23 protein-coding genes are annotated in these 22283 nt (G+C 40.4%); 15 read left to right on the top strand and 8 right to left on the bottom strand.

The window, feature by feature from the left end; all coding sequences use genetic code 11:
• The first annotated feature begins 2 nt into the window (after positions 1-2).
• Entirely contained in the window at positions 3-956 is a 954-nt protein-coding gene (gene metF, locus ACH3Z1_RS03920; RefSeq protein WP_490820546.1) for a methylenetetrahydrofolate reductase [NAD(P)H], read from the top strand.
• Positions 957-991: 35 nt separating this feature from the next.
• Here metF and ACH3Z1_RS03915 read toward each other — a convergent pair whose 3' ends face one another.
• The gene (locus tag ACH3Z1_RS03915; protein WP_490820545.1) at positions 992-2500 is read right to left on the bottom strand and encodes a redoxin domain-containing protein; all 1509 of its coding nucleotides are present in this window, start codon (positions 2498-2500) and stop codon (positions 992-994) included.
• Positions 2501-2600: 100 nt separating this feature from the next.
• Between ACH3Z1_RS03915 and rlmD the strand changes: the two genes are divergently transcribed.
• From rlmD to cysS, 5 genes are all read left to right on the top strand, one after another.
• Positions 2601-4025, top strand: a complete 1425-nt coding sequence (gene rlmD, locus ACH3Z1_RS03910) for a 23S rRNA (uracil(1939)-C(5))-methyltransferase RlmD (RefSeq protein ID WP_490820544.1) — start codon at positions 2601-2603, stop codon at positions 4023-4025.
• Positions 4026-4064: 39 nt separating this feature from the next.
• On the top strand, positions 4065-4910 hold the full coding sequence (locus ACH3Z1_RS03905) for a rhomboid family intramembrane serine protease (protein WP_490820543.1): 846 nt from the start codon (positions 4065-4067) through the stop codon (positions 4908-4910).
• A gap of 17 nt (positions 4911-4927) precedes the next feature.
• Entirely contained in the window at positions 4928-5854 is a 927-nt protein-coding gene (locus tag ACH3Z1_RS03900; protein ID WP_490820542.1) for a rhomboid family intramembrane serine protease, read from the top strand.
• A 115-nt stretch (positions 5855-5969) separates the two neighbouring features.
• Positions 5970-7085 (top strand): endonuclease/exonuclease/phosphatase family protein, encoded by a 1116-nt coding sequence (locus ACH3Z1_RS03895; RefSeq protein ID WP_490820541.1) that lies wholly within the window; start codon positions 5970-5972, stop codon positions 7083-7085.
• Between the two features lie 126 nt (positions 7086-7211).
• Positions 7212-8717, top strand: a complete 1506-nt coding sequence (gene cysS / locus ACH3Z1_RS03890) for a cysteine--tRNA ligase (RefSeq protein ID WP_490820540.1) — start codon at positions 7212-7214, stop codon at positions 8715-8717.
• A gap of 28 nt (positions 8718-8745) precedes the next feature.
• Here the strand turns inward: cysS and ACH3Z1_RS03885 are convergent, their stop codons facing one another.
• Positions 8746-11031, bottom strand: coding sequence for a TonB-dependent receptor (locus ACH3Z1_RS03885; protein WP_490820539.1), 2286 nt, complete (start codon positions 11029-11031; stop codon positions 8746-8748).
• Positions 11032-11119: 88 nt separating this feature from the next.
• Between ACH3Z1_RS03885 and ACH3Z1_RS03880 the strand changes: the two genes are divergently transcribed.
• Positions 11120-11809, top strand: a complete 690-nt coding sequence (locus ACH3Z1_RS03880) for a metal-dependent transcriptional regulator (RefSeq protein ID WP_490820538.1) — start codon at positions 11120-11122, stop codon at positions 11807-11809.
• Between the two features lie 22 nt (positions 11810-11831).
• Here ACH3Z1_RS03880 and ACH3Z1_RS03875 read toward each other — a convergent pair whose 3' ends face one another.
• Positions 11832-12224 carry a MerC domain-containing protein gene (locus tag ACH3Z1_RS03875; RefSeq protein WP_490820537.1) on the bottom strand — a complete coding sequence of 131 codons (393 nt, stop codon included), beginning with the start codon at positions 12222-12224 and terminating at the stop codon, positions 11832-11834.
• Between the two features lie 109 nt (positions 12225-12333).
• On the opposite strand from ACH3Z1_RS03875, the gene ACH3Z1_RS03870 reads away from it, so the two are divergent.
• The 5 genes from ACH3Z1_RS03870 (at position 12334) to ACH3Z1_RS03850 (ending at position 15466) form a co-directional block, all read left to right on the top strand.
• Positions 12334-12987, top strand: a complete 654-nt coding sequence (locus ACH3Z1_RS03870) for an SCO family protein (RefSeq protein WP_490820536.1) — start codon at positions 12334-12336, stop codon at positions 12985-12987.
• 15 nt (positions 12988-13002) lie between these two features.
• Complete coding sequence (locus ACH3Z1_RS03865; RefSeq protein ID WP_490820535.1) at positions 13003-13419, top strand: Fur family transcriptional regulator; 417 nt, start codon at positions 13003-13005, stop codon at positions 13417-13419.
• 52 nt (positions 13420-13471) lie between these two features.
• Positions 13472-14449 (top strand): NAD-dependent epimerase/dehydratase family protein, encoded by a 978-nt coding sequence (locus ACH3Z1_RS03860; protein ID WP_490820534.1) that lies wholly within the window; start codon positions 13472-13474, stop codon positions 14447-14449.
• A 38-nt stretch (positions 14450-14487) separates the two neighbouring features.
• Positions 14488-14823 (top strand): hypothetical protein, encoded by a 336-nt coding sequence (locus tag ACH3Z1_RS03855; protein ID WP_490820533.1) that lies wholly within the window; start codon positions 14488-14490, stop codon positions 14821-14823.
• Positions 14824-14893: 70 nt separating this feature from the next.
• Positions 14894-15466, top strand: coding sequence for a thioredoxin domain-containing protein (locus ACH3Z1_RS03850; protein ID WP_490820532.1), 573 nt, complete (start codon positions 14894-14896; stop codon positions 15464-15466).
• Between the two features lie 64 nt (positions 15467-15530).
• Here the strand turns inward: ACH3Z1_RS03850 and ACH3Z1_RS03845 are convergent, their stop codons facing one another.
• On the bottom strand, positions 15531-16487 hold the full coding sequence (locus ACH3Z1_RS03845; protein WP_490820531.1) for a UDP-3-O-(3-hydroxymyristoyl)glucosamine N-acyltransferase: 957 nt from the start codon (positions 16485-16487) through the stop codon (positions 15531-15533).
• Positions 16488-16906: 419 nt separating this feature from the next.
• Between ACH3Z1_RS03845 and ACH3Z1_RS03840 the strand changes: the two genes are divergently transcribed.
• The 3 genes from ACH3Z1_RS03840 to lysS all read left to right on the top strand — a co-directional run bounded on the left by ACH3Z1_RS03840 (position 16907) and on the right by lysS (position 19562).
• Positions 16907-17494 carry a pseudouridine synthase gene (locus tag ACH3Z1_RS03840; RefSeq protein ID WP_490820530.1) on the top strand — a complete coding sequence of 196 codons (588 nt, stop codon included), beginning with the start codon at positions 16907-16909 and terminating at the stop codon, positions 17492-17494.
• A complete protein-coding gene (locus ACH3Z1_RS03835; protein WP_490820529.1) occupies positions 17487-17963 on the top strand; it encodes a GNAT family N-acetyltransferase in 477 nt (158 codons plus the stop codon). Before ACH3Z1_RS03840 ends, ACH3Z1_RS03835 begins: the two co-directional genes overlap by 8 nt.
• 72 nt (positions 17964-18035) lie before the next feature.
• Positions 18036-19562: a lysine--tRNA ligase gene (lysS, locus tag ACH3Z1_RS03830; protein WP_490820528.1), complete on the top strand. Its 1527-nt coding sequence runs from the start codon at positions 18036-18038 to the stop codon at positions 19560-19562.
• Positions 19563-19566: 4 nt separating this feature from the next.
• Here the strand turns inward: lysS and ACH3Z1_RS03825 are convergent, their stop codons facing one another.
• The 4 genes from ACH3Z1_RS03825 to ACH3Z1_RS03810 form a co-directional block, all read right to left on the bottom strand.
• Positions 19567-20064, bottom strand: a complete 498-nt coding sequence (locus ACH3Z1_RS03825) for a hypothetical protein (RefSeq protein ID WP_490820527.1) — start codon at positions 20062-20064, stop codon at positions 19567-19569.
• Positions 20065-20156: 92 nt separating this feature from the next.
• Positions 20157-20975, bottom strand: coding sequence for an SDR family oxidoreductase (locus ACH3Z1_RS03820; RefSeq protein ID WP_490820526.1), 819 nt, complete (start codon positions 20973-20975; stop codon positions 20157-20159).
• A gap of 40 nt (positions 20976-21015) precedes the next feature.
• Positions 21016-21591 carry a guanylate kinase gene (gene gmk, locus ACH3Z1_RS03815; protein ID WP_490820525.1) on the bottom strand — a complete coding sequence of 192 codons (576 nt, stop codon included), beginning with the start codon at positions 21589-21591 and terminating at the stop codon, positions 21016-21018.
• A gap of 135 nt (positions 21592-21726) precedes the next feature.
• Positions 21727-22278, bottom strand: coding sequence for a nitroreductase family protein (locus ACH3Z1_RS03810; protein ID WP_490820524.1), 552 nt, complete (start codon positions 22276-22278; stop codon positions 21727-21729).
• Positions 22279-22283 lie beyond the last annotated feature (5 nt).

Here is a 22283-nt window from a genome sequence, read left to right as displayed (position 1 = left end):
GCATGAAGATTACAGAACATATTCAACAGGCAAAAGACACACTCATTTCTTTTGAAGTATTACCTCCGTTAAAAGGAAAGACCATAGTTTCATTATATGATCATCTTGACCCCCTGATGGAATTTAAACCATCCTGGATCAATGTTACCTATCACAGAAGTGAAACCATGTTCAAGAAAAAACCAGATGGAACTTTTGAAAAAGTGGAAGTGCGCAAACGTCCGGGTACGGTGGGTATTTGTGCAGCTATCATGAACCATTACCAGGTAGATGCCGTACCCCATATTATTTGTGGAGGGTTTACCAAAAGAGAAACAGAAGATGCACTGATTGATCTTGACTTCCTCGGTATTGATAATGTACTGGCCCTGCGTGGTGACGCTGCTAAAAATGAATCAGCTTTTGAACCCGAGCCAGGTGGTAACCATTATGCACTTGAGCTGATTCGCCAGGTGAATAACATGAACAATGGCTTATACATTGATGAAGATATCAAGAATGGTGGTAAAACCAAATTCTGTATTGGAGTAGCGGGCTACCCCGAAAAACATTTTGAAGCACCCAACCTGGAAATAGACCTCGCTAAACTCAAAGAAAAAGTAGACGCAGGAGCAGAATACATCATGACACAGATGTTTTTTGATAATCAGAAGTTTTTTGATTTTGTGAAAAGCTGTAAAGATATGGGTATCAATGTACCCATCATTCCGGGTTTGAAACCGATTACCAATAAAAAACAATTATCAGTTCTGCCACGCATTTTTCATGTTGATATTCCGACCGATCTTTCCAATGCTATCATGAAATGTAAAACAGATACAGAATGTGAACAGGTAGGAACAGAATGGCTCACACAGCAAAGCCGCGAACTGAAAGCATTTGGTGTACCTGTTCTCCACTATTATACGCTGGGTAAACCAAAAGTAATCTGGAATGTAGTGAAAGAACTCGTTTAAAATAAAAGTCCCGGTCTGCAGAGACCGGGACTTTTTTAATTTGTACCGTTGTTGTTTTTCTTCGACTTGGTTTCAATTAAATCATCAAACTGTTCAAGACTTAGTTGTTTGGCGATGATTCTTTTGTCTTTATCCAGCAAATACAATGTTGGGGTTTTAAAAATATCATAGAGCTGTCTGTAATTCGGCACACCTGCTTTTTCTTCCGCATCTTTTGCTGCTTTGGTTTGATAGGTATGTGTCCAGCCTGCCAGTTTTTTCTCCTGAATAAATTTTTTCCAGGCCGGAACCTCATTCTCATAAATGTTTACACCATAGATGGCCACATTCATGTTTTTCCATTTATGGCGATAAAAAGAATCGAGACGGGGCATTTCATCTTTACAATGACCGCAGTTGGGGTCCCAGAAAGCTACCACCGTAAATGCTGCATTGATACTGTGAAGGGGAACAGATTTTCCGGTAGTATCTGTTAAATTCAATACCGGCGCTGGTTTGCCAAGCTGATTGGCCATTAAACTATAGGCCCTTTCAATTACTGTTTTGCGTGAAGCGGCATTGAGGATGGTCGTATCTCCTTTGGCATAAAAATTTTCAAACAGGTAAACAAAAACCTTATCCTGCCCCATAAATTCGGGGTTCATGTATTTATTGGTGAATTTGGTAAGTAGGTATGGATAAATTTCTTTTCCTGTTCGGGCAGAGAGTAAAATATATTTTACTTCTTCGATGATTGAATCTGGTTCGGGTGAAACATAATATTTGAAATAGTCATCGAGTTTGGGCTCAAAAAAAGGTGTCCTGAGCAGGCGGTCATCACTAAACAATACATCATCCCAGAAATGATCTTTTACATAGCGGTATGGATATGCAGAATCGGCCTTGCCATTTACAATAGGTATTGCAGGCACTTCGGGTCTTTTCATGGTATTGAATAACATGGCCAGTAAAGAATTTGGGTGCTGCTGCATAATATTCGCTCTGTAATCCTGTAATTCCTTATCGGCCTTGGTAATGGCAGCGAGCAAACGGGTTGAGTCGGCTTTATTGCTGGCTGTTTTATATGCATTGGTGAGTTGCTGCAACAACTGGCCTTTTTCGACAGAGAAACCAGTGTAGCTTTTAAAGAGATCATTGTCAACCGATCCTCGTATAATTGCCTGGTCCTTTAAAGACGTATCGCCCACAATACTGAACTGTTGAATATTGTCCATCAGCACTTCAAACTGAATAGTCATTTGAGGCGATACCACAAAATAAATACCACCTGTCAGTTTCTTATCACCCCTGAATACCCCCTGGCTTTTATCGTTCAGTACGGCAGAGTCAACCAGTGTTCTGCCATTACCCATATAACTACCGAGGTATACTTTGCAGTTTTTTAAAGGGGTGAGTATGATGGATATATTTCTGTCTGCTGAACTTGTTTTTGCAGCGGGTTTTACAGGCGTTTTTGGTGCGTTTTTGGAGATCGTTGTTTTGTTTTGTGAAATAGCGGCCAATGATACGGCCATAGAGGTGATCCATAAAAAACAATGCTTCATAACCTTCATATTGGGCCTAAATTTAGTTAATTAGTCAAATGTGATCGTTAATCATCTGTCAAATACTTCATTTCAAGATCATACTGTTTACCTTTGCCCGGTGAGAAAGCAAAAGAAAAGAATCATTTTAGAAAATATCACGGTAGAAGACTATGCTGCTGAGGGTCGTTCATTGGCAAGGGTGGATGGTAAAGTTATTTTCATAGAGGGTGCGGTACCCGGTGATATGGTGAATATTGAACTCACCAAAAACAAGGCAGACTGGGCCGAAGGACAAACCATAGCGATCAATCATTTCTCGCCTGATCGTGTACAGCCATTTTGTGCGCATTTTGGTGTTTGTGGCGGTTGCCAGTGGCAAATGCTTCCCTATGAACAGCAGTTGCGCTACAAACAAAAACAGGTAACAGATAATCTTACCCGTATAGGTCGTATTAGCTTACCCGAGATTATGCCTATCGTAGGAGCCGCAGAAACACGCTATTACCGGAATAAAATGGAATACACATTTGCCACACGGAAATATATTCCTACCGATGTGTTCAGGCAAATGAAAGCAGAAGGCATTAATCCCGATGACTTACCCGGCGCAGCCGGTTTCCATGCACGTGGTTTTTTTGATAAAGTTGTGGAAATAGATACCTGCCATTTGCAGGCAGAACCTACCAATCTTATCCGAAAATTTGCCGCATCGTATACGCTCGATAATGGATTGCCTTTTTACGACATCAAACAACACCAGGGCTGGTTGCGGAATATGTTTGTAAGAAATACCAGCACGGGAGAGTTGATGGTAAATGTGATATTAGGATATGAAGACAAAGAACACCGTGAAGCGATGTTGAATGGTATGCTGAAAGCATTTCCGGAAATCACTACTTTATTATATACCATCAATACCAAACGCAACGATAGTTTATTTGACCTGAATCCTCAGGTATATACCGGCAAAGGCTATATCATTGAAAAACTGGAAGATTTTCAATTCAAGATCAGTCCAAAATCGTTTTTTCAAACCAATACCAAACAGGCGGAAAAATTATACCAGGTAACAAGAGATTTTGCTGAGTTGGATGGAACACAAACAGTCTATGACCTGTATTGTGGTACCGGCAGCATAGGTATTTTTGTAAGCAAACAGGCGGCGAAGGTAGTAGGGGTGGAAGTGGTAGCCGATGCGATTGAAGATGCGAAAGAGAATGCTACGCTCAACGGGCTTAACCATACTGCTTTTTTTGCAGGTGATGTGGTCGATATTTGTGACGATGCTTTTTTCGCAGCACATGGCCGACCTGATGTGGTGATTACTGATCCTCCAAGGGCAGGCATGCACGATAAGCTGGTTAGAAAATTACTGGATATTGCAGCACCTACTGTTGTTTATGTAAGCTGTAATCCGGCCACACAGGCGCGTGATCTAACACTGCTGGATGAAAAATATACAGTTACAAAAATTCAACCGGTTGATATGTTTCCACATACCTTGCATATAGAAAATGTGGTACAGTTAAAGTTGAAGGATTAATATTTAGTTATCTATTAAATACGCAGAGGCGTTATCATTATGACAGAATTCAGACCGGGGAGATTTGAGATATTGCCCATCATCATCAAGAACCTGCTGATCATTAATGGTATTTTTTTCCTGGCACAGATTACTTTTTCAAAAGGTGCAGCTCCTGTTTTTGCTTTTGAAGACAATTTTGCTTTACATGCGTGGCAGAGTGAGTTGTTTAAACCATGGCAGCTCATTACGCATATGTTTATGCATAGCACCAATGACTATTTTCACATCATTGGTAACATGTTTGCGTTGTGGATGTTTGGTTCGATACTGGAAAATGTATGGGGTGCCAAACGCTTTCTGACTTTTTACCTGATTTGTGGCTTAGGTGCAGCATTAATGCACCTGCTTTTTCTTTCGTATGAATTATCGCCCATGGTCAGAGATTACGCTCTGGTGGCGCAGCAACAAAACGATCCGGTAGCTTTTAGAGATGCATTGTTGAGCTTCGGGCGTAAATATGAACTTAGCTGGTATCAACCTGAACTGATCAACTACCTGCGTTCGACACCTGGTAATAATGAGATAACAGAACAGATGCTCAATAATATTACATCGTATTACGACAGCCGCCTGAATACGGCAACTGTGGGCGCGAGTGGAGCAGTATTCGGTATTCTGGCCGCTTTCGTATATCTCTTTCCCAATACATACATCTATATTTATTTTCTGGTTCCCGTTAAAGCAAAATGGTTAGGTATATTCTATTTCGGGTATGAAATATTTTATGCCATACAAAACTCAGCAGGCGATAATGTTGCCAGATGGGCACATATTGGCGGAGGACTTGTGGGATTACTGATTGTCATCACCTGGAACAAAACCAACAGAAAAACGTTGTATTAATAAAGAAATCGTGCGATATGGCTACACAATCTTACAAAAGCAATAACAGGAAGATATTACTGGGGCAGGATAATAATTCACTGGTATTCCTGTTTGCGGTAAACATGCTGATGTTTGTGATCGTGAATTTTATTAAAGTGGTGTATTATCTGTCAGAAATTCCGGACGAATTTTTTTATCGGCAGGTATTAAACTGGGTAAGTCTTCCGGCACAAACAGATATATTTTTAACAAGGCCCTGGACTTTTATCTCTACCATGATTACCCATCACAGTATATGGCAGCTTATCAGCAGTATGTTATGGCTCTGGTGTTTTGGTTTTATTCTACAGGATCTGGCAGGAAATAATAAACTCATTCCCATATATATCTATGGTGGACTGGTTGGTAGTCTTTCGTTTTTGCTGATGAATAATCTTGTTCCAGTATTGGCAAATAATGTACAAACAGTAGCGCCACTACTGGGAGCAGGATCTTCCGTGATGGCTATTGCCGTAGCTACCACCACACTGGCACCGGATTATCGGGTGTTTCCCTTACTTAACGGAGGTATACCACTATGGGTGATTACACTAATATTTGTTGCTATTGACTTTGCAACCATGGCTACGGGTAATGCAGGTATTGGAGCGGGTCATCTGTTAGCAGGACTTGTCGGGTATTTCTATATTCGACAATTGCGTCGGGGATCTGACTGGGGAGCCTGGATGAACAGGTTTGCACAATGGATCGATGATCTTTTCAATCCAGAAAAAAAGCACAGAACGCAGTCTTCGTCAGATAAACATTTTTATAAGACAGGAATAAAGCCATTTGAAAAAAAGGTAAACCTTACCCAGCAAAGACTTGATGCAATCCTTGATAAAATTAATCAGGAAGGCTACCAGTTTTTAACGGATGAAGAAAAAGCCTTTCTTAAAAGAGCCAGTAACGAGGATATTTGATTTTATACTGTTGGTTTGAATAGAAAGCCACAGATTCACAGATTACTTTTCTCTAATCTGTGAATCTGTGGCTTATTTTTTAACCTGATTCTATCTTAATCAGTATTTTTAACTCATGGCAAGCAGCTTTTTCCGGCGGGTAACAAAAACGCTGGTCGTTATTCTCAATCTGACGATCGTTGTACTGTTTCTGCTTGCCTGTTTGAGTCCTTTTTTAAATACGGCCAAATGGTGGATGATTGGTTTTACAGGACTCATTGCTCCCTACCTGATCGTAGGACTCATTTTCTTCATCATTTTCTGGCTCATCGTAAAACCCAAAATGGCATTGGTGTCTATTACAACATTGCTTATTGGATTTCAACAGGTAAATGTTGTGTTTGCATGGCGCTCGGGTCCTGCAGTTAACGAAAGAAAACCGGAAGGATTGTTTCGTGTGGTAAGCTGGAACATTCAGAGTTTTAATGGATTTACGAAGAATAAGGAAGCCAGAAAAATGGCCAGAACAGAACTCGTGGCATCGATTCTGAAATTTGAACCCGATGTGGTTTGCCTGCAGGAGTTTAACCATAAAGAAGGGAATAATCCTGAATCGGATAATTTATCACTTTTCAAAAAGAACTATCCCTATCACCATTTCTCAAAGGATTATATAAGAGGTAGCGGTGAGTACCAGTCGGGCTGTATTATTTTTTCTAAATACCCCATTGCCAATACTGGTAAGGTTAAATACCCTGTAGCCGAAAGTTTGATCTATGCTGATCTGGTGAAAGGTGATGATACAATCAGGGTATTTAATACGCATCTTCAGTCATTTAAATTCAAAGAAGCTGATTATTCTGACCTCGAAAAAATAAAGGATCAGGATGATGAAGGTTTGCGTGCTTCTAAAAATATTGTCCGGAAAATGAGATTGGCCTTCAAACGCCGGGGTGTTCAGGCAGGCATTGTAAAAGATGAGCTGGATAAAAGTCCCTATCCATCCCTGATCTGTGGCGATTTTAACGATGTACCCAATTCGTACACCTATTTTCATATAAAACAGAACTGGCAGGATGCTTTTCTGAAGAAGGGTTTTGGCATTGGCAGAAGCTTTATTGCGCTGGCCCCCACTTTGCGGATTGATTATATTCTGGCGGATCCGTCATTCCATGTAAAAATGTTTGATATGGTAGATGAGGGTTTGAGTGACCATATTATGCTGGTTTCTGACCTGCAATTGAAAAAATAAATATCTTCGCAGTATCATGAAGCGGAAAAGCCTCTATACCTGTTGTTGCTGTTGCTGATCAGAAAATAGATCTGTTCAGGATCTCACGCACTTTGTTACCCGTTTTATTTCCTCTAATTTACCAGCATGTCACTTAAAGTTTATAACTCGCTTACCCGGAAAAAAGAAGTTTTTGAACCCATCAATGCACCTTATGTAGGCATGTATGTGTGCGGACCTACCGTGAGCGGAGAAAGTCACCTGGGGCATGCCCGGCCTTTTATAACATTCGATGTCGTGTACCGTTACCTTATGCACCTTGGTTATAAAGTACGCTATGTAAGAAATATAACAGATGCGGGTCATTTTGAAGAAGAAGGAAGAGAGGCTGAAGATAAAATCAGCACCAAAGCGGTGCTGGAAAAGCTGGAGCCGATGGAGCTGGTGCAGAAATATACCAATCTGTATCATTGGGCCATGGCAAGATTTAATAACCTGCCTCCCAGCATTGAGCCTACTGCTACAGGCCATATCGTAGAGCAGATTGAGATGATTAAAAAAATCATAGCAGATGGTTATGCATATGAAGCCAACGGCTCAGTGTATTTCGATGTAGAGAAATACAATACCGACTTTTCAAAAAAAGGAATGCCCTATGGTATGTTAAGTGGCAGAGTATTGGATGATCAGATAGATAGTACTCGCGAACTTGATAACCAGGAAGAGAAACGCAATAAAAGCGATTTTGCTTTATGGAAAAATGCCCCACCGGAACATATCATGCGTTGGCAAAGCCCCTGGGGAGAAGGGTTTCCCGGATGGCATATAGAATGTTCTGCCATGAGTACCAAATACCTGGGTCAGGAATTTGATATTCATGGAGGCGGAATGGATTTGCAGTTCCCACACCATGAGTGTGAGATTGCACAGAGCACGGTATGCAATCATAAAACACCGGCACGTTACTGGTTACACAATAACATGATTACCATCAACGGAAAGAAGATGGGAAAGAGTTATAATAATGTCATTAAGTTAAGTGAATTGTTTGAAGGTACACATCCAATACTGGAACAGGCCTATCATCCAATGACGGTACGTTTTTTTATACTGCAGAGCCATTATAGAGGAACACTCGATTTCAGTAATGAAGCTTTGCAGGCATCAGAAAAAGCATTGCGTCGTTTGTGGGAAGCCTATGAGTGGCTGATCAAACAGGAGATCAATACAAGTGCAGCAGCTACTGAAAAAGCGCAGGATGAAAAAGTACGTCAACTGATCGGAGAGTTTGAAGAATTCATGAACGATGACTTAAATACTGCCAAAGTGCTGGCCAATATGTTCGAATTGAGTTCGGTAATTAATTCAATCAAAGACAAACATATTAAACCAGATGCCATTAGTGGTGCTACGTTTCAGTTGTTACAGCAACAACTGAAACTGTACATCGAAGATATATTTGGCCTCACTGGTGAACGAACAGCAAATGATGGAAAGCTCGACGGTGTATTACAATTACTCATCGATATCCGTAAAGAAGCCAAACAACGCAAAGACTTTGTTACCAGTGATAAAATCAGAAATGAACTGGCAGCGTTGGGCGTACAGTTAAAAGATGAGAAAGATGGAGGTGTGAGTTATACGATACAATAGATGTATGACAAAGTAAATGGAACTGGTTTTATTTCAAAGAAATTCTAAGCCCTACAAAAAAGCGTCTACCCTGATTAGGAGCATACACATAAGTAGGATCAAAACTCAGCGCATATGGGTTTTCAGGTGTAGCAGTAATTTGTCCATTGGCATTATACTGAACTTTCTTATCAAAAGGATCGTGTGTACGGGCAATTAAAAATGGATTGCCCCTGTCAGGTGTCCAGTTCAATATATTTTTTACACCAGCATAGATTTCGGTTTGTTTCATGCCTGAAAAAACAAACTGGATATTTTGTAAACTCCATACAGGCGAATGCGACTTTCTCGGGTCAAGTGGTCCCAGTAATGGTAAACGCATCGGGCCATAGAAATTACCGGTATAATCAATTCCCAGATTCCATGGTTTTATTTTATAGGATAAAGACCAAGTACCGGTAATTTTTTCTGTAAGTATCTGTTGTGTTTTAATTCCACCCTCAACAAGCGATACATCCTGTATGGTAATGCCAGCCATTCCTTTCAATCCGTTCAGTAAACTGAAATCGCTATTCAGGGTAATACCCTTACTCACTGCATACCCTTTCAGGTTATCGTAATTTATTTCATTCGGATTGGTTTCATAATCACCAATAATACGGTTATTGAAATGGGTATACCAAAGCGAAAAATCAAACCCCCATATTGTGCCATTGCCCGTAAGCATTTTTTTGGTGTAGTTAAGATTGATATTGTAAGAGCGCTCGGGTTTTAATTCATTTTTGATCACTATTTTTCTGGCACCTGTTAATGCGGCATGGTCTTCTGTGAACAGATTGACTACCCTGAAACCTGTTCCGGCATTTAAGCGAATGTTTTGGTCTTCGTTAATCTTCCATTTGTATGCAATCCTTGGTGTAACAATATTGCCATGTATGGGATGTTTATCATAACGCAAACCCATTAACAGTTGTTGCCTACCCGATTTTATTTCATCCTGTATAAATACACCTGGCAACCATGTTTGCTGAGGTTGGTTTTTAGTACTCAAAGGGTCAGCATTTGCAGTAGCAGGTGTGTTGTCGTCATAAAAAGTATAACGAACTGCCAAACCAGATAAAAGATCATGCCTGCCTATTTTTTTGTCCCATGTAAGTTGATGAAACAAAATTTGCTGGTTGGCTACATAGGAAGTAGTGCCATAACGGCTATCCTGCTGGTGCGAATTATAGGATACTGAATACAATAGTTTTTCTTTGGTAGGCAACTGGTATTGACCGGTGAGTTCCCATCTGGTCGTATAAATACTTTCGCCATAAATACTATCGCCACCTCTGAAGCTTTTATTCCAACGCATATCGCCACCCCAACGGTCTTCATTATAATAACGTGCAGCAAAACTGAATAAACGATTTTCTTTTCGCGATACCGACCATTTCTGAAAAACGGAAAGCCTTTTCTGCAGGGTTACATCTGTAAAGCCATCTTTATTATTATCAATAGGGTGATCGTACAGGTATCCATTCAAACCCGTTAATACACGAAGTTTTTTTGAAGGCTCCAGCACAAAACCAATGTCAGCATTTTTTTCATTCCAGCTTGTGTGCATATAGTCAGCATAAAACTTAGCAGCATGCTGCGCATTTTTAGTGATGATATTGATAAGTCCACCTACCGCCTCGCTTCCATATAGTGAAGAAGCAGGGCCTTTTACGATCTCTACTCTTTCAATCAATGCATTGGGTATACCCGATAAACCATAAACAGTTGATAAGCTGCTCACAATTGGCATACCATCAATTAATACCATGGTATAAGGGCCTTCCAGACCATTAATATGAATATCCCCTGTATTGCAGATATTACAGTTTAACTGAGGTCTTACCCCATTCACCTGTTGCAATGCATCAAAAATATTAGGAGTCGGATTTTTGCGAAAGAACATAGGTGTAAACACTTCTACAGGTACAGGACTTTCTGTTTTTCTCACTTCTTTAAGCGTACCTGTAACCACCACATCCGGTATAGCAGTTTCAACGGGCTTCAATACAATGTCTATGATTAAAGATTCTTCCGTCTTTAGTTGAATTTTTTTCCTGAAAGACTCATAGCCTACCCGCTCAGCAAGTAAAGTATAAGTTCCAGGTGCTATCGGGTGAAGGCGGTATAATCCATTACTATCTGATATCGTTTGACTTGTACTGTTTAATAATCGAACAGAAACTGTTTCAATCCCCTTTCCAAATGAACTTATCCTGCCCGCAACAACAGCCTGCTGCGCCCACGCAAATTGTTGTGTAATTACTATTAGTATAATGCTCAGAATCGATTTCATGCTGCCGGGTGTATAGTTCGATAGGCAAAAATATAAATGTTAGATTAATCTAACAAATATAGTTTGCCTTTTCTTTTATCTTTGAGCTATGTTATCTACAACAGAAGAGAATTATTTAAAAGCCCTTTTACAACTTACACTGGAACAGGCCGATAAAGCCGAAGCTGGTACCAATGAGCTGGCGGCACAGCTTGGCGTAAAGCCAGCCACAGCTAACGACATGTTAAAGAAGCTAAGAGAGAAACAACTGATCAATTACGAGAAATACGGCAAGTCATCATTAACCACTGAAGGAAAACGACAGGCAGTAGAAGTGGTGCGCAAACACCGTTTATGGGAAACATTTTTATATGAACACCTTGGATTTACCTGGGATGAAGTACATGAAGTGGCAGAACAATTGGAACATATTCAAAGTCCAAAGCTGATCGATCGGTTGGACCAGCTTTTGAATTATCCTTCTTTCGATCCACACGGCGACGTAATTCCTACCGCATCAGGTGAAATGAAAATACCTGCGAAGAAAACTTTAAACGAAGAAGAAGTAGGACATCACTGTAAAATGGTGGGTGTAAAAGATAATTCCGCTACTTTTTTGCAGTATGTGGATAAGGTAGGACTGCGAATGAATCAGCCCATCAAAGTGTTGTCGCGGCAGCCTTACGACGAATTAATTGAAATTGAGGTCAATGGTCAGAAATCCAGTGTCAGCCCACGTTTTGCAGAAAACATTGTGATTGTTTGCAATGACTGTGAGCTACAAAAGAAAGACAGTTAAAACGGTTGGTTGATGAATCTGTTTAGTGATTACAATCGTCACTATGCGCATGATTATGTGTTCTGCACATGCGGTAATTGAGATAATGTGCGGTGATGATAAAAAGCACGGCAGGAATCAATAGCCAAAGTTCCCAATGATGCCAGATCACTTTACTGAGCAATAAAATGATGCCAATCGTAAAGAAGAGCATCGGTAACCAACTGTGGTGATGTTTTTTTCTGCCATGGTATAAAGAATAGGTACCTACTGCAAAAGCAAGGGCTATCATACCATATTCGAACCAATTGTTTTCAATAATGTTGTATCCGAATAGAGGTAAACTGCTTAAGAATAAAGGCAGCAAGGCACAATGTATGGCGCATGCCAGTGAAGTGGCAATACCAAACGCGTCCCAATTGATCTTGAAGTTCATGCGGGTGCAAACATACAACAATGCAACATTGTTGCAAAATTTATTTTGAAGCTCTTTTGAAGCCCCATTCTGAACCGATTGAGGCGTAACTTTGTGTTTTAGATGAGATATGAGTAGAAAATTAATCGGATACCTTTTGTTCTTTGCAGTGCTGGTAGCAGCTTTTTATTATTTTCTTTTCCAGGGAACAGATAACTGGAAAGTAAAACTCCCGCAACTGAGTTATGTCAAACCATTTATGTTTAAAAACCAGGATGGTGTGCCCGTTACCGAAAAAGACCTGCTGGGTAAAGTAACGGTTGTGGAGTATTTTTTTACTACCTGTAAAGGCATTTGCCCTAAAATGCATGTAGGAATGAAAGGTATTTACGAGGCATATAAAGACAATCCCGACTTTATGATCCTGGCGCATACGAGTGACCCTGAAATAGATTCGGTAGCGCGTTTGAAAGTATATGCCGATTCAATGAAGATCGATACAAAGAAATGGATATTGGTAACAGGCAGAAAAGACAGCCTTTACCAAATGGCCAGAAATTCCTACCTGCTGGATGATCCAAAGAACAATGTTGAAAAAATTGAGGACCAGTTTATTCATACACAATTTTTTGCACTCATAGATAAAAACGGACAAGTGCGTGGACAGATTTATGATGGATTAAAAGCAGAAGAACTGGAGAAACTTAAAAAAGATATAGCGGTACTACTAAAAGAAAAAGGGTCGGGCCATTTTGTAAATGGCATTTTTACCAACAACCCATAGTAAAGAGGAATGTTTATGAATGAGCGTATAGTAGACTTATTGAAGAAGAATCATCTCAGTATAACCGAGAGCAGAAAAAAAATCCTGTCACATTTTCTTGATGCAAATGGCGCATTGGCGCATGCAGATATTGAACACAGGAGTGGAACTGAATTTGATCGGGTAACCATATACAGAACACTGCAGACTTTTGTTGAAAAAGGAATTATACATACCATTCCCACGACCGATAATTCAGTACGGTATGCGCTTTGTAAAGATGAATGTTCGGCTGGTCATCATCACGATGATCATGTACATTTTATGTGTGATGAATGTGGTACCACTTATTGTCTTGACCATGTAATTGTTCCGGAAGTGGTTTTGCCAGATGGGTTTAAAGCCATCCAGAATGATCTTGTTGTAAGCGGTATTTGTAATAAATGTTCTTAGCCGCTAAAGCTATATCCAGCCACATTCATTTATCTTCGTTCAAACTTCTTTCATGATTCTTGTTACCGGCGCTACAGGTTTGGTAGGCTCACACTTGCTACGGCGACTGGTTATGAGTGGACAAAAAGTGCGGGCTACTTACCGGTCTTCTATACCGCAATCAGCTATTGCAGACCTGGTTGAATGGGTGAAAGCAGATATTCTTGATATAATGTCACTGGAAGATGCGATGCAGGACATTCAACAGGTATATCATTGTGCTGCTGTTGTTTCATTCAATCCCAATCAGAAAAAACAATTACAGCATGTGAACATACAGGGAACAGCCAATGTGGTAAATGCTGCATTGGATGCCAATGTCCAGAAAATGATTTTTATGAGTTCGGTAGCAGCGCTGGGTAGAATTCGTGAAGATGTAGCCATAGATGAAACCATGAACTGGACTCCCGAAACCAGTAACAGCGAATATGGTAAAAGCAAATACCTGGCAGAAATGGAAGTGTGGAGAGGCATTGGTGAAGGATTAAACGCCGTAATTGTAAACCCGGTTATCATACTTGGTGCGGGTGACTGGAGCAGCGGCTCCACTGCCATCTTTAAATCAGCTTACGATGAATTTCCCTGGTACACGGAAGGGGTGAGTGGGTTTGTGGATGTGGAAGATGTGGTTACTTCGATGATCGGCTTAATGAAAAGCGATATAAGCGCCCAACGTTATATTATAAGTGGCGCCAATATTCCTTACCGCTCAGTTTTCAACCTTATAGCACAAGGCTTTGCTAAAAAGCAGCCTTCACGAAAAGTAACCCCTTTGATGGCAGCCATTGTGTGGCGTCTGGAAGCCATAAAATCTTGGTTCACAAAAAAATCGCCCCTGCTCACCAAAGAAACAGCAAGAACCGCACAGGCAAAAGTATATTTCAACAATACCAAATTATTGAAAGCGCTTCCATCATTCTCATATACGCCGGTTGAAACTTCGATAAACAGGATATGCGGGGAGTTGAAAATTAAATACCAGCTTCCTTAAACAGCATCCATTTAATTTGGAGTATCTTGTAACGGGTCATGAAATACCTGGTAACCATCATATTGTCTTTATCGCTATACGCACCGCAGGTGGCTAAAATTTTAGCCTATGCAGAATGTTCTGCACTGGCTGTTACCATGGCCGATCAGAACTGGTGCGATTGTATGTTTACAACCAATACAGATACCGATGGTATTCCTGCTACAGAAAAACAAAAAGATATTCAATTTAAAACAGACTGGAAATTTACAACAGAGAAAAATATAGTGGTAGGAGATTTGCATAACTACCCAGTTTCAGTAAAACACAGTTTCCTTTCTTTTTCATTACCTGCTCCCTATTTAACTGCCGTTTTCCATCCTCCGCTTGGTTAAATAAATACAACGCTCTGGTGTTCCGGATAACCGGAACCGTTTATTTATTCAAACCTATAATCAATTTACCATGAAATTATTGATATGGTTTGTGGCCGCTATATGCATGGCCACAACCTTTTCGCCTGCTCATGCGCAGGCACCGGCAACGTATGTGAACACTGAAATAAAAAATGCGAATGGAGACCCTATGTTACTCGGTCATTGCGAAATATCACTTCTGAAGCAAGGTGTTTTTCAGCACTGGTTTGTGCCGGGTTTTAGTTCGTATCAACCGGATTCATCTATTATCAGCCTTATAAAGCCCCTACTTAAAAATACATTTATTGAGATATTTCTCGGTACCTGGTGTGGCGATAGCAGAAGAGAAGTGCCAAGAATGTTAAAAATGCTGGAGTCTTCAGGATATGATATACAGAAAGTAAAACTTGTTTTTGTAAGTAATGCTGCAGATGCGTATAAGCAAAGTCCGCAGCATGAAGAAACAGGCAAAAATATCAAAAGGGTTCCAACGATGATTTTGTACAGTAACCAGACAGAAATGGGAAGAATAATTGAATACCCGGTTGAAACCCTGGAAAAAGACCTGCTGCGTATCCTGAAAGGAGAAAAATATGTGCCGAATTATAGTCAGTTGAAGTAAGGGGTGTGAGGGGTGAATAGTGAGTAGTCAGTAGTGAGTGTTTTGTGTACTCACTACTGACTACTCACTTTCCTTCCTTCTCCATTACTTTCTTCCATAATTCAGGAATTCTTTTGATCCATACCAGTTCTCTTCTTTTTAATGAAGCGTCTTCGGCAGGGTAACCAAAATAGGTTTTACCCCCTTCCAGTGATGAAGGAACACCACTTTGCGCCAGTACAACAGCATTGGCGCCAATGGTGAGGGTTTTACTTACGCCAACCTGTCCCCAAAGCGTAACACCATCTTCAATAATGGTTCCACCGGCAATGCCTACCTGTGCGGCAAATAAACAGTTTTTACCAACAGTGGTATCGTGCCCTATGTGTACCATATTATCCATACAGGTGCCTTTACCAATTCTCGTTTCTGCTGTTACGCCTCTGTCGATGGTGCAACCTGCACCAATTTCCACATGGTCTTCAATCACCACATTACCACAACTCAGCATTTTTTTAAACCACACATCGCGGTTTTTTTTGCTGTTGTAATAAAAAGCATCGCTGCCAATAACTGTACCTGATTGTATTACTACATAATCACCGATGACAGTATGATCAAGTATGGTTACATTGGGATGAATGATACAATGCCTGCCAATTTGTACATGCTCACCAATAAAACAATTGGGCATTACAACTGTGCTGTCATCAATTACTGCAGTAGGGCTGATGCTTTTTTGTGCAGGTGTAAAGGGCCTGAAATGTTTTACAATTTTTAAATATGCTTCAAAAGGTTCATCGGTAACCAATATGCTTTTTCCTTCGGGAATGACAACATCAGCGGTATTGATAATGATAAAATCTGCAGCACTGTTCAAACACTTATCATAGTATTTCGGATGATCTACAAAAACCAAATCACCACTTTCTACCTTATGAATTTCGTTGATACCGGTAATCATGGCCTGCGGATTTCCTTTGAGCTCAGCGTTGATCAATGATGCGATCCAGCTTGCAGAAACGGGTGCGGGGAACTTCATATGCCCTTATTTTGTTAAAATCAAAGGTAATGCCCGCCTTTGATGAGAAATTATTTTAGTTGGATTTTAACGTAAAAAACAGCTTATTTTTTCTTGTGCGATACCTGTTTGTGTCGTCAGTCAGTCTTATATGTTGCAAAATACAATCCGTTGAAACCCTTTATTCATCAATATTTCAGGAGATCATCAATTTTAGTTTTTTGAAATAAGTGTGGGTTAACTAGTGTAAAACACAGCCTGTAAAGCGCTTAAAAAATGCCGGGCTATTCACAACATTCCCTAAAATGTGAATAAAATTGTTTAAAAATTTTTTTGCTTTCGATAAAACTCTTTTTAATATTGTGTAGGGAAATTTATTTCCCAGTACTTACTAACCCATCCATATACAAAGTCTCGCTTCTGCGGGACTTTTGTTTTACATGAATCACTACTTCATCATCTACAAACCTTATCTCGTTCAATCGCAGTTCTCGCCGGTTGAAGGAAAGAAAACATTGGCTGATTTTTTTAAGGTTCCAACAGATGTATATCCGGTGGGAAGACTTGATTATGACAGTGAAGGTTTGCTGATATTGACCAACGACAAACAACTGAATCATCGTTTGCTGCATCCGACATTTAAACATGAAAGAGAATACTGGGTACAGGTAGATGGCGCAATTACACAGGAAGCTATTACACAATTATCCAAAGGAGTAACTATTGCTGTTGATGGTAAACAACATAAAACAGCACCTGCGAAAGTGTATCAGTTTACTGTTGACCCTATAGTGCCGGTTAGAAATCCGCCTATCCGTTTCAGAAAAGAAATTCCCGCACCCTGGATCAGTATGGTTTTACAGGAAGGGAAAAACAGGCAGGTAAGAAAAATGACAGCAACCGTAGGCTTCCCTACCCTGAGACTTATTCGTTACAGAATTGAACAATTAACCATCGATGGCATGCAACCTGGTGATCTTGTTGCTGTTTCAAAAGCATCATTATTTAAACAATTATTTTATGAATAACACAGTCATTGCTGAAAATGGCGATTATTCCATTACAACAGATGGTGAAGCCATGGATATCGAAACCATTCACCGGTATCTCTCTGAAGAATCTTATTGGGCCAAACATATTCCTATTGCATTGGTTAAAAAGTCGATAAAGCATTCTCTTTGTTTTGGTGTTTTTGATGGAAATAAACAAATAGGTTTTGCCCGTGTCATTACCGACCAAACCTGTTTTGCTTACCTGGCCGATGTATTTGTTTTACCCGCATACAGAGGACAGGGTTTGTCGAAATGGCTGATGGAAACCATTCATGCACATCCCGATTTACAGGGGCTGAGAAGATGGATGCTATTCACCAAAGATGCTCATGGTTTATACAAACAGTTTGGCTGGGAGCAGATTCCCGAACAACTCACCGGCCGGATCATGCAGATTCATCATCCTGATGTTTACCAGCCTGCCAGCAAACGGGATACTGAATAATCCGCCGATCTTTCACCATTCTTGCCTGCTAAGCGTTAATTTTGCTGCTCTTTAAGTAATCGTAGTATTTATATGAGTCAAGCACATTTATCGGAGCAGGAACTGATTCGCCGTGAGAAACTGGCCAAATTACAGGAAGCAGGTATTGATCCCTTCCCGGCAGCTTTGTATCCTGTTAGTCACTATTCAACAGATATTAAAGAAAACTATTCAGAAGAAACCAAAGATTCGTTTGCAGGAATCTGTGTGGCAGGTAGGGTCATGAGTATTAACGACAAGGGAAAAGTGTTCTTTATTAAAATACAGGATAGCAAAGGCATTATTCAATTATATGTGAAGCGCGATGATATTTGTCCGGAAGAAGACAAATCGTTCTGGGATCATGTAATTAAACATGGTCTCGACCTGGGTGATATTATCGGTGTAACCGGTTTTGCTTTTATTACCAAGACTGGTGAAACATCTGTTCATGCGCAAACATTTACCATGCTGGCCAAATCGCTCAAGCCACTACCGGTAGTAAAACGCGATGAGGAAGGAAATGTATTTGATGCGGTTACCGATCCTGAATTCAGGTACCGCCAGCGTTATGCTGACCTGATCATTAACCCCGATGTAAAAGATACATTTGTAAAGCGCACCAAACTGATTAATACCATCCGTACTTTTCTGAATGAGCAGGGAGCACTGGAAGTAGATACGCCTGTATTACAGGCAATTCCAGGAGGTGCAGCAGCCAGACCATTCATTACACACCATAATGCCTTAGACGTTCCCTTCTATCTCCGTATTGCGAATGAACTATACCTGAAGCGTTTGATTGTTGGCGGGTTCGACTGGGTATATGAGTTCAGCCGCAATTTCAGGAATGAAGGGATGGACAGAACGCACAATCCCGAGTTTACCGTACTTGAATGGTATACAGCGTATAAGGACTATTTCTGGATGATGGAAATCACCGAACAACTGTTTGAAAAAATTGCCATCGCATTACACGGTACCACAGATGTGCCTTTAGGTGATAAGGTGATCAGTTTCAAAGCACCTTTCAAAAGAATCAGCATTCATGATGCCATTAAAGAAAATACAGGTATTGATGTAAGTGATATGGATGAAGCAGGATTGCGTAATGTTTGCAAACAATTAAAAATTGATGTGCCTGGTAATATTGGCAAGGGAAAGCTGATTGATGAAATTTTTGGTGCTACCAGCGAACATACTTTTATTCAACCCACATTTATCATCGATTACCCGGTGGAAATGAGCCCGCTTACCAAAAAACACAGAACCAAGCCGGGTTTGGTGGAAAGATTTGAGTTGATGGTAAATGGTAAAGAAATTGCCAATGCTTATTCTGAACTGAATGATCCCGTTGATCAGCGTGAACGATTTGAGGAGCAGTTAAAACTGATGGAACGTGGTGATGATGAAGCCATGTTTATTGATCATGATTTCCTTCGTGCGCTGGAATATGGTATGCCACCAACATCTGGTATTGGTATTGGTATTGATCGTTTATGTATGATGATGACCAATCAGCCCTCTATCCAGGATGTATTATTGTTTCCGCAAATGCGCCCGGAGAAACAGATGGAATAACATATTATTTGTAACGGGGAAGATGCTGTTTTACTTCAGCTGCAAAAGCACTGGCTTCCTGGTTATCCTTAAAACGTATGGCTAATTTATTACGGACCTCATATTGGGGTCCCTTTTTTTGTGTAGTATAAACCGTGGTAAAAAAAAATTGTTGACTACTTTTCAGTTGAACCAGTATCTCGGAAGGGTTGTTTGGATTACTGCTGAAACCATCATCACTCAATTCAGACAAGCGACTCCAAAGACTGGTATATTGGCCTATTCTGCTTTTTCCGGATTCTGTTTCCTCAATCCAGAACCAGATATAGCCATTTTTCTCGTCGATCTTATAGTAGGTTTTTATATTGATGTCGTTATCGCTACCAGGTGAACTGATATCAACAGAGCTAATAAGTTTACCATCAATAGTATATCTGTAATCGCCGCAACGGCCATGAAATTGGGCATGTGCAGAAATGACCGTAAAGGTCATTAAAACCAGTATAAAAGCAATAGTTCGCATCAGGGGGTACACGATATTACTACTATTTTCAAAAAAAGGATAGCCTCAATGCTTAAAAATTGATTAACTATCCTAGTAAAGTAAACCAATCATTATACAAAGAGGTCATTATACAGTTGACCACCGGGTACAACTGCATATTTATCCAAATCTGTAATACCCTCTTTTGCAAGTACTTCTTCGTCAATAAAAGTATTACCGGTACAATTTAATCCCGTTTTCTGAAGGATATAAAAAACAGAGTCGGCAATAATATCAGGAGTACGACTCATTTTAGCAAGCGCCTCACCACCAAGCAGGTTACGTACTGCGGCAGTATCAATCGTTGTTCTGGGCCATAAAGCATTGGATGCAATACCCGCACCTTTAAATTCTGCTGCCCAACCCAACGCCAGCATACTCATATTGTATTTGGTAAGGGTGTATGCAATATGTCCGCCCAGCCATTTGGGTTGAAGGCTAATGGGTGGAGATAGTGTAATGATATGTGGGTTATTTCCTTTTTTCAGCCAGGGAATACAATGTTTCACAACAAGAAAAGTTCCTCTTACATTGATGCTGTGCATCAGGTCGAAACGTTTGGCTTCTGTTTGTTCTGTGGGTGTAAGCTGAATGGCAGAAGCATTATTGATTACCACATCGATACCACCGAATTTAGCGACGGCCTGTTCAACCATCGACACTATCTGTTCTTCATGTCTTATATCAACCTGAACAGCCAGCGCTTTACCACCCGCAGCCTCAATTTCTTCAGCCGCTGTATAAATAGTGCCACCTAACCTGGGGTCTTCGGTAATGCTCTTGGCAGCTACAACAATATTGGCACCTTCTTTGGCAAGGCGCAAAGCAATGGCTTTACCAATACCCCGACTGGCACCGGTAATAAGAATGGTTCTGTTCTGGAAAGACATGTTGAAATATATTGATGTCCCTAAATTTAGGGAAACATCGTTACCAGCCTAAGAAATCTTTGATTAATGTTTCTGTTGCAACACAGGCTTTCTGCAGATCATCGTTTACAACAGTATGATGAAAATGATGGCTGAAAGAAATTTCATAGCTGGCTTTATTAACCCTGGTAGCAAGACTTTCGGCTGTTTCGGTACCCCGGCTTTCTAAACGACGCTTTAACTCTTCCACTGATGGGGGTTGTATAAAAATGGACAAACAATTGCCTGCAAACTGTTGTTGTACATGAATAGCGCCCTTAACATCTATATCCAGTACAGGAACACGTCCTTCATTCCAGATACGTTCCAGTTCACTTTTAAGGGTACCATAATATTTTCCTTCATATACCATCTCCCATTCTACAAAAGCTTCTTCTTGTATTTTTTGCTGGAAGTTTTCCGGGCTGATAAAATAATAATCTACCCCATCTTTTTCCTGCCCTCTGGGAGAGCGGGTGGCAGCGGAAATGGAAAAACAAAGCAAAGGATATTGATGAAGCAGGTAATGTGTAATAGAAGTTTTACCTGACCCAGAAGGTGCTGTAATGATAATGAGTTTACCCTTGTTTGCTTGCATGCGCAAAGAAACAGAATTTTCAGAAGCCTGAAAAGGGGTTTGATTTTTTCTTGCTGCTTTATGAATTCTTTGTGAAAGAGAAATCAATTCACCAGTGAGCCGTACAGAACGGAAAGATTTTGCAGAGAAAGCGGTTTAGGTATTCCAACTGATTTTTTCTGCCAGGGGGATATTTCTTTTTCCTTCTGCGGGCGCTTCATCTGAATAACCCAGGTATAATAAGCCCATTACAAGATCATCTGCCGCAAGCCCGAGCATATTTTTCATGCTTTCGTGATGTGTCATACCACCTGTACTCCATAAAGTAACAATACCCAGAGCCTGTGCGCCAAGTAAAATATGCTCAACAGCAGCGGAAACGGCTGCAATTTCTTCTATCAAAGGAATTTTTTGTGTGGGCTGTCGTTTCATATACACCAAAACAAGGTGCGAAATTTTTTCGCCATTCTCAATGATGCTTTTGTATTTCGCGGTGGTAAATTTATCTGCATCGGTATGAGCCTGGTAAAGATCGGCATGTTGCTGACAAAAAGCTTTCAGGCTTTCCCCTGTGTATACTATAAAACGCCAGGGTTCGGTTCTTCCGTGTGTAGGTGCCCAGTCTGCGAGTTCTAATAATTGCTGAACAGAAGCTTGTTCAATCTTTTTTCCATTCATTAAAGAAGGCTTGATACTTCTTCTGTTCATTATTA

It is taken from the genome of Sediminibacterium sp. FW305-C-49, from assembly GCF_058231085.1.
Note: the sequence above shows the minus strand (reverse complement) of the source record. Positions and strands in the feature narration are given on the sequence as shown.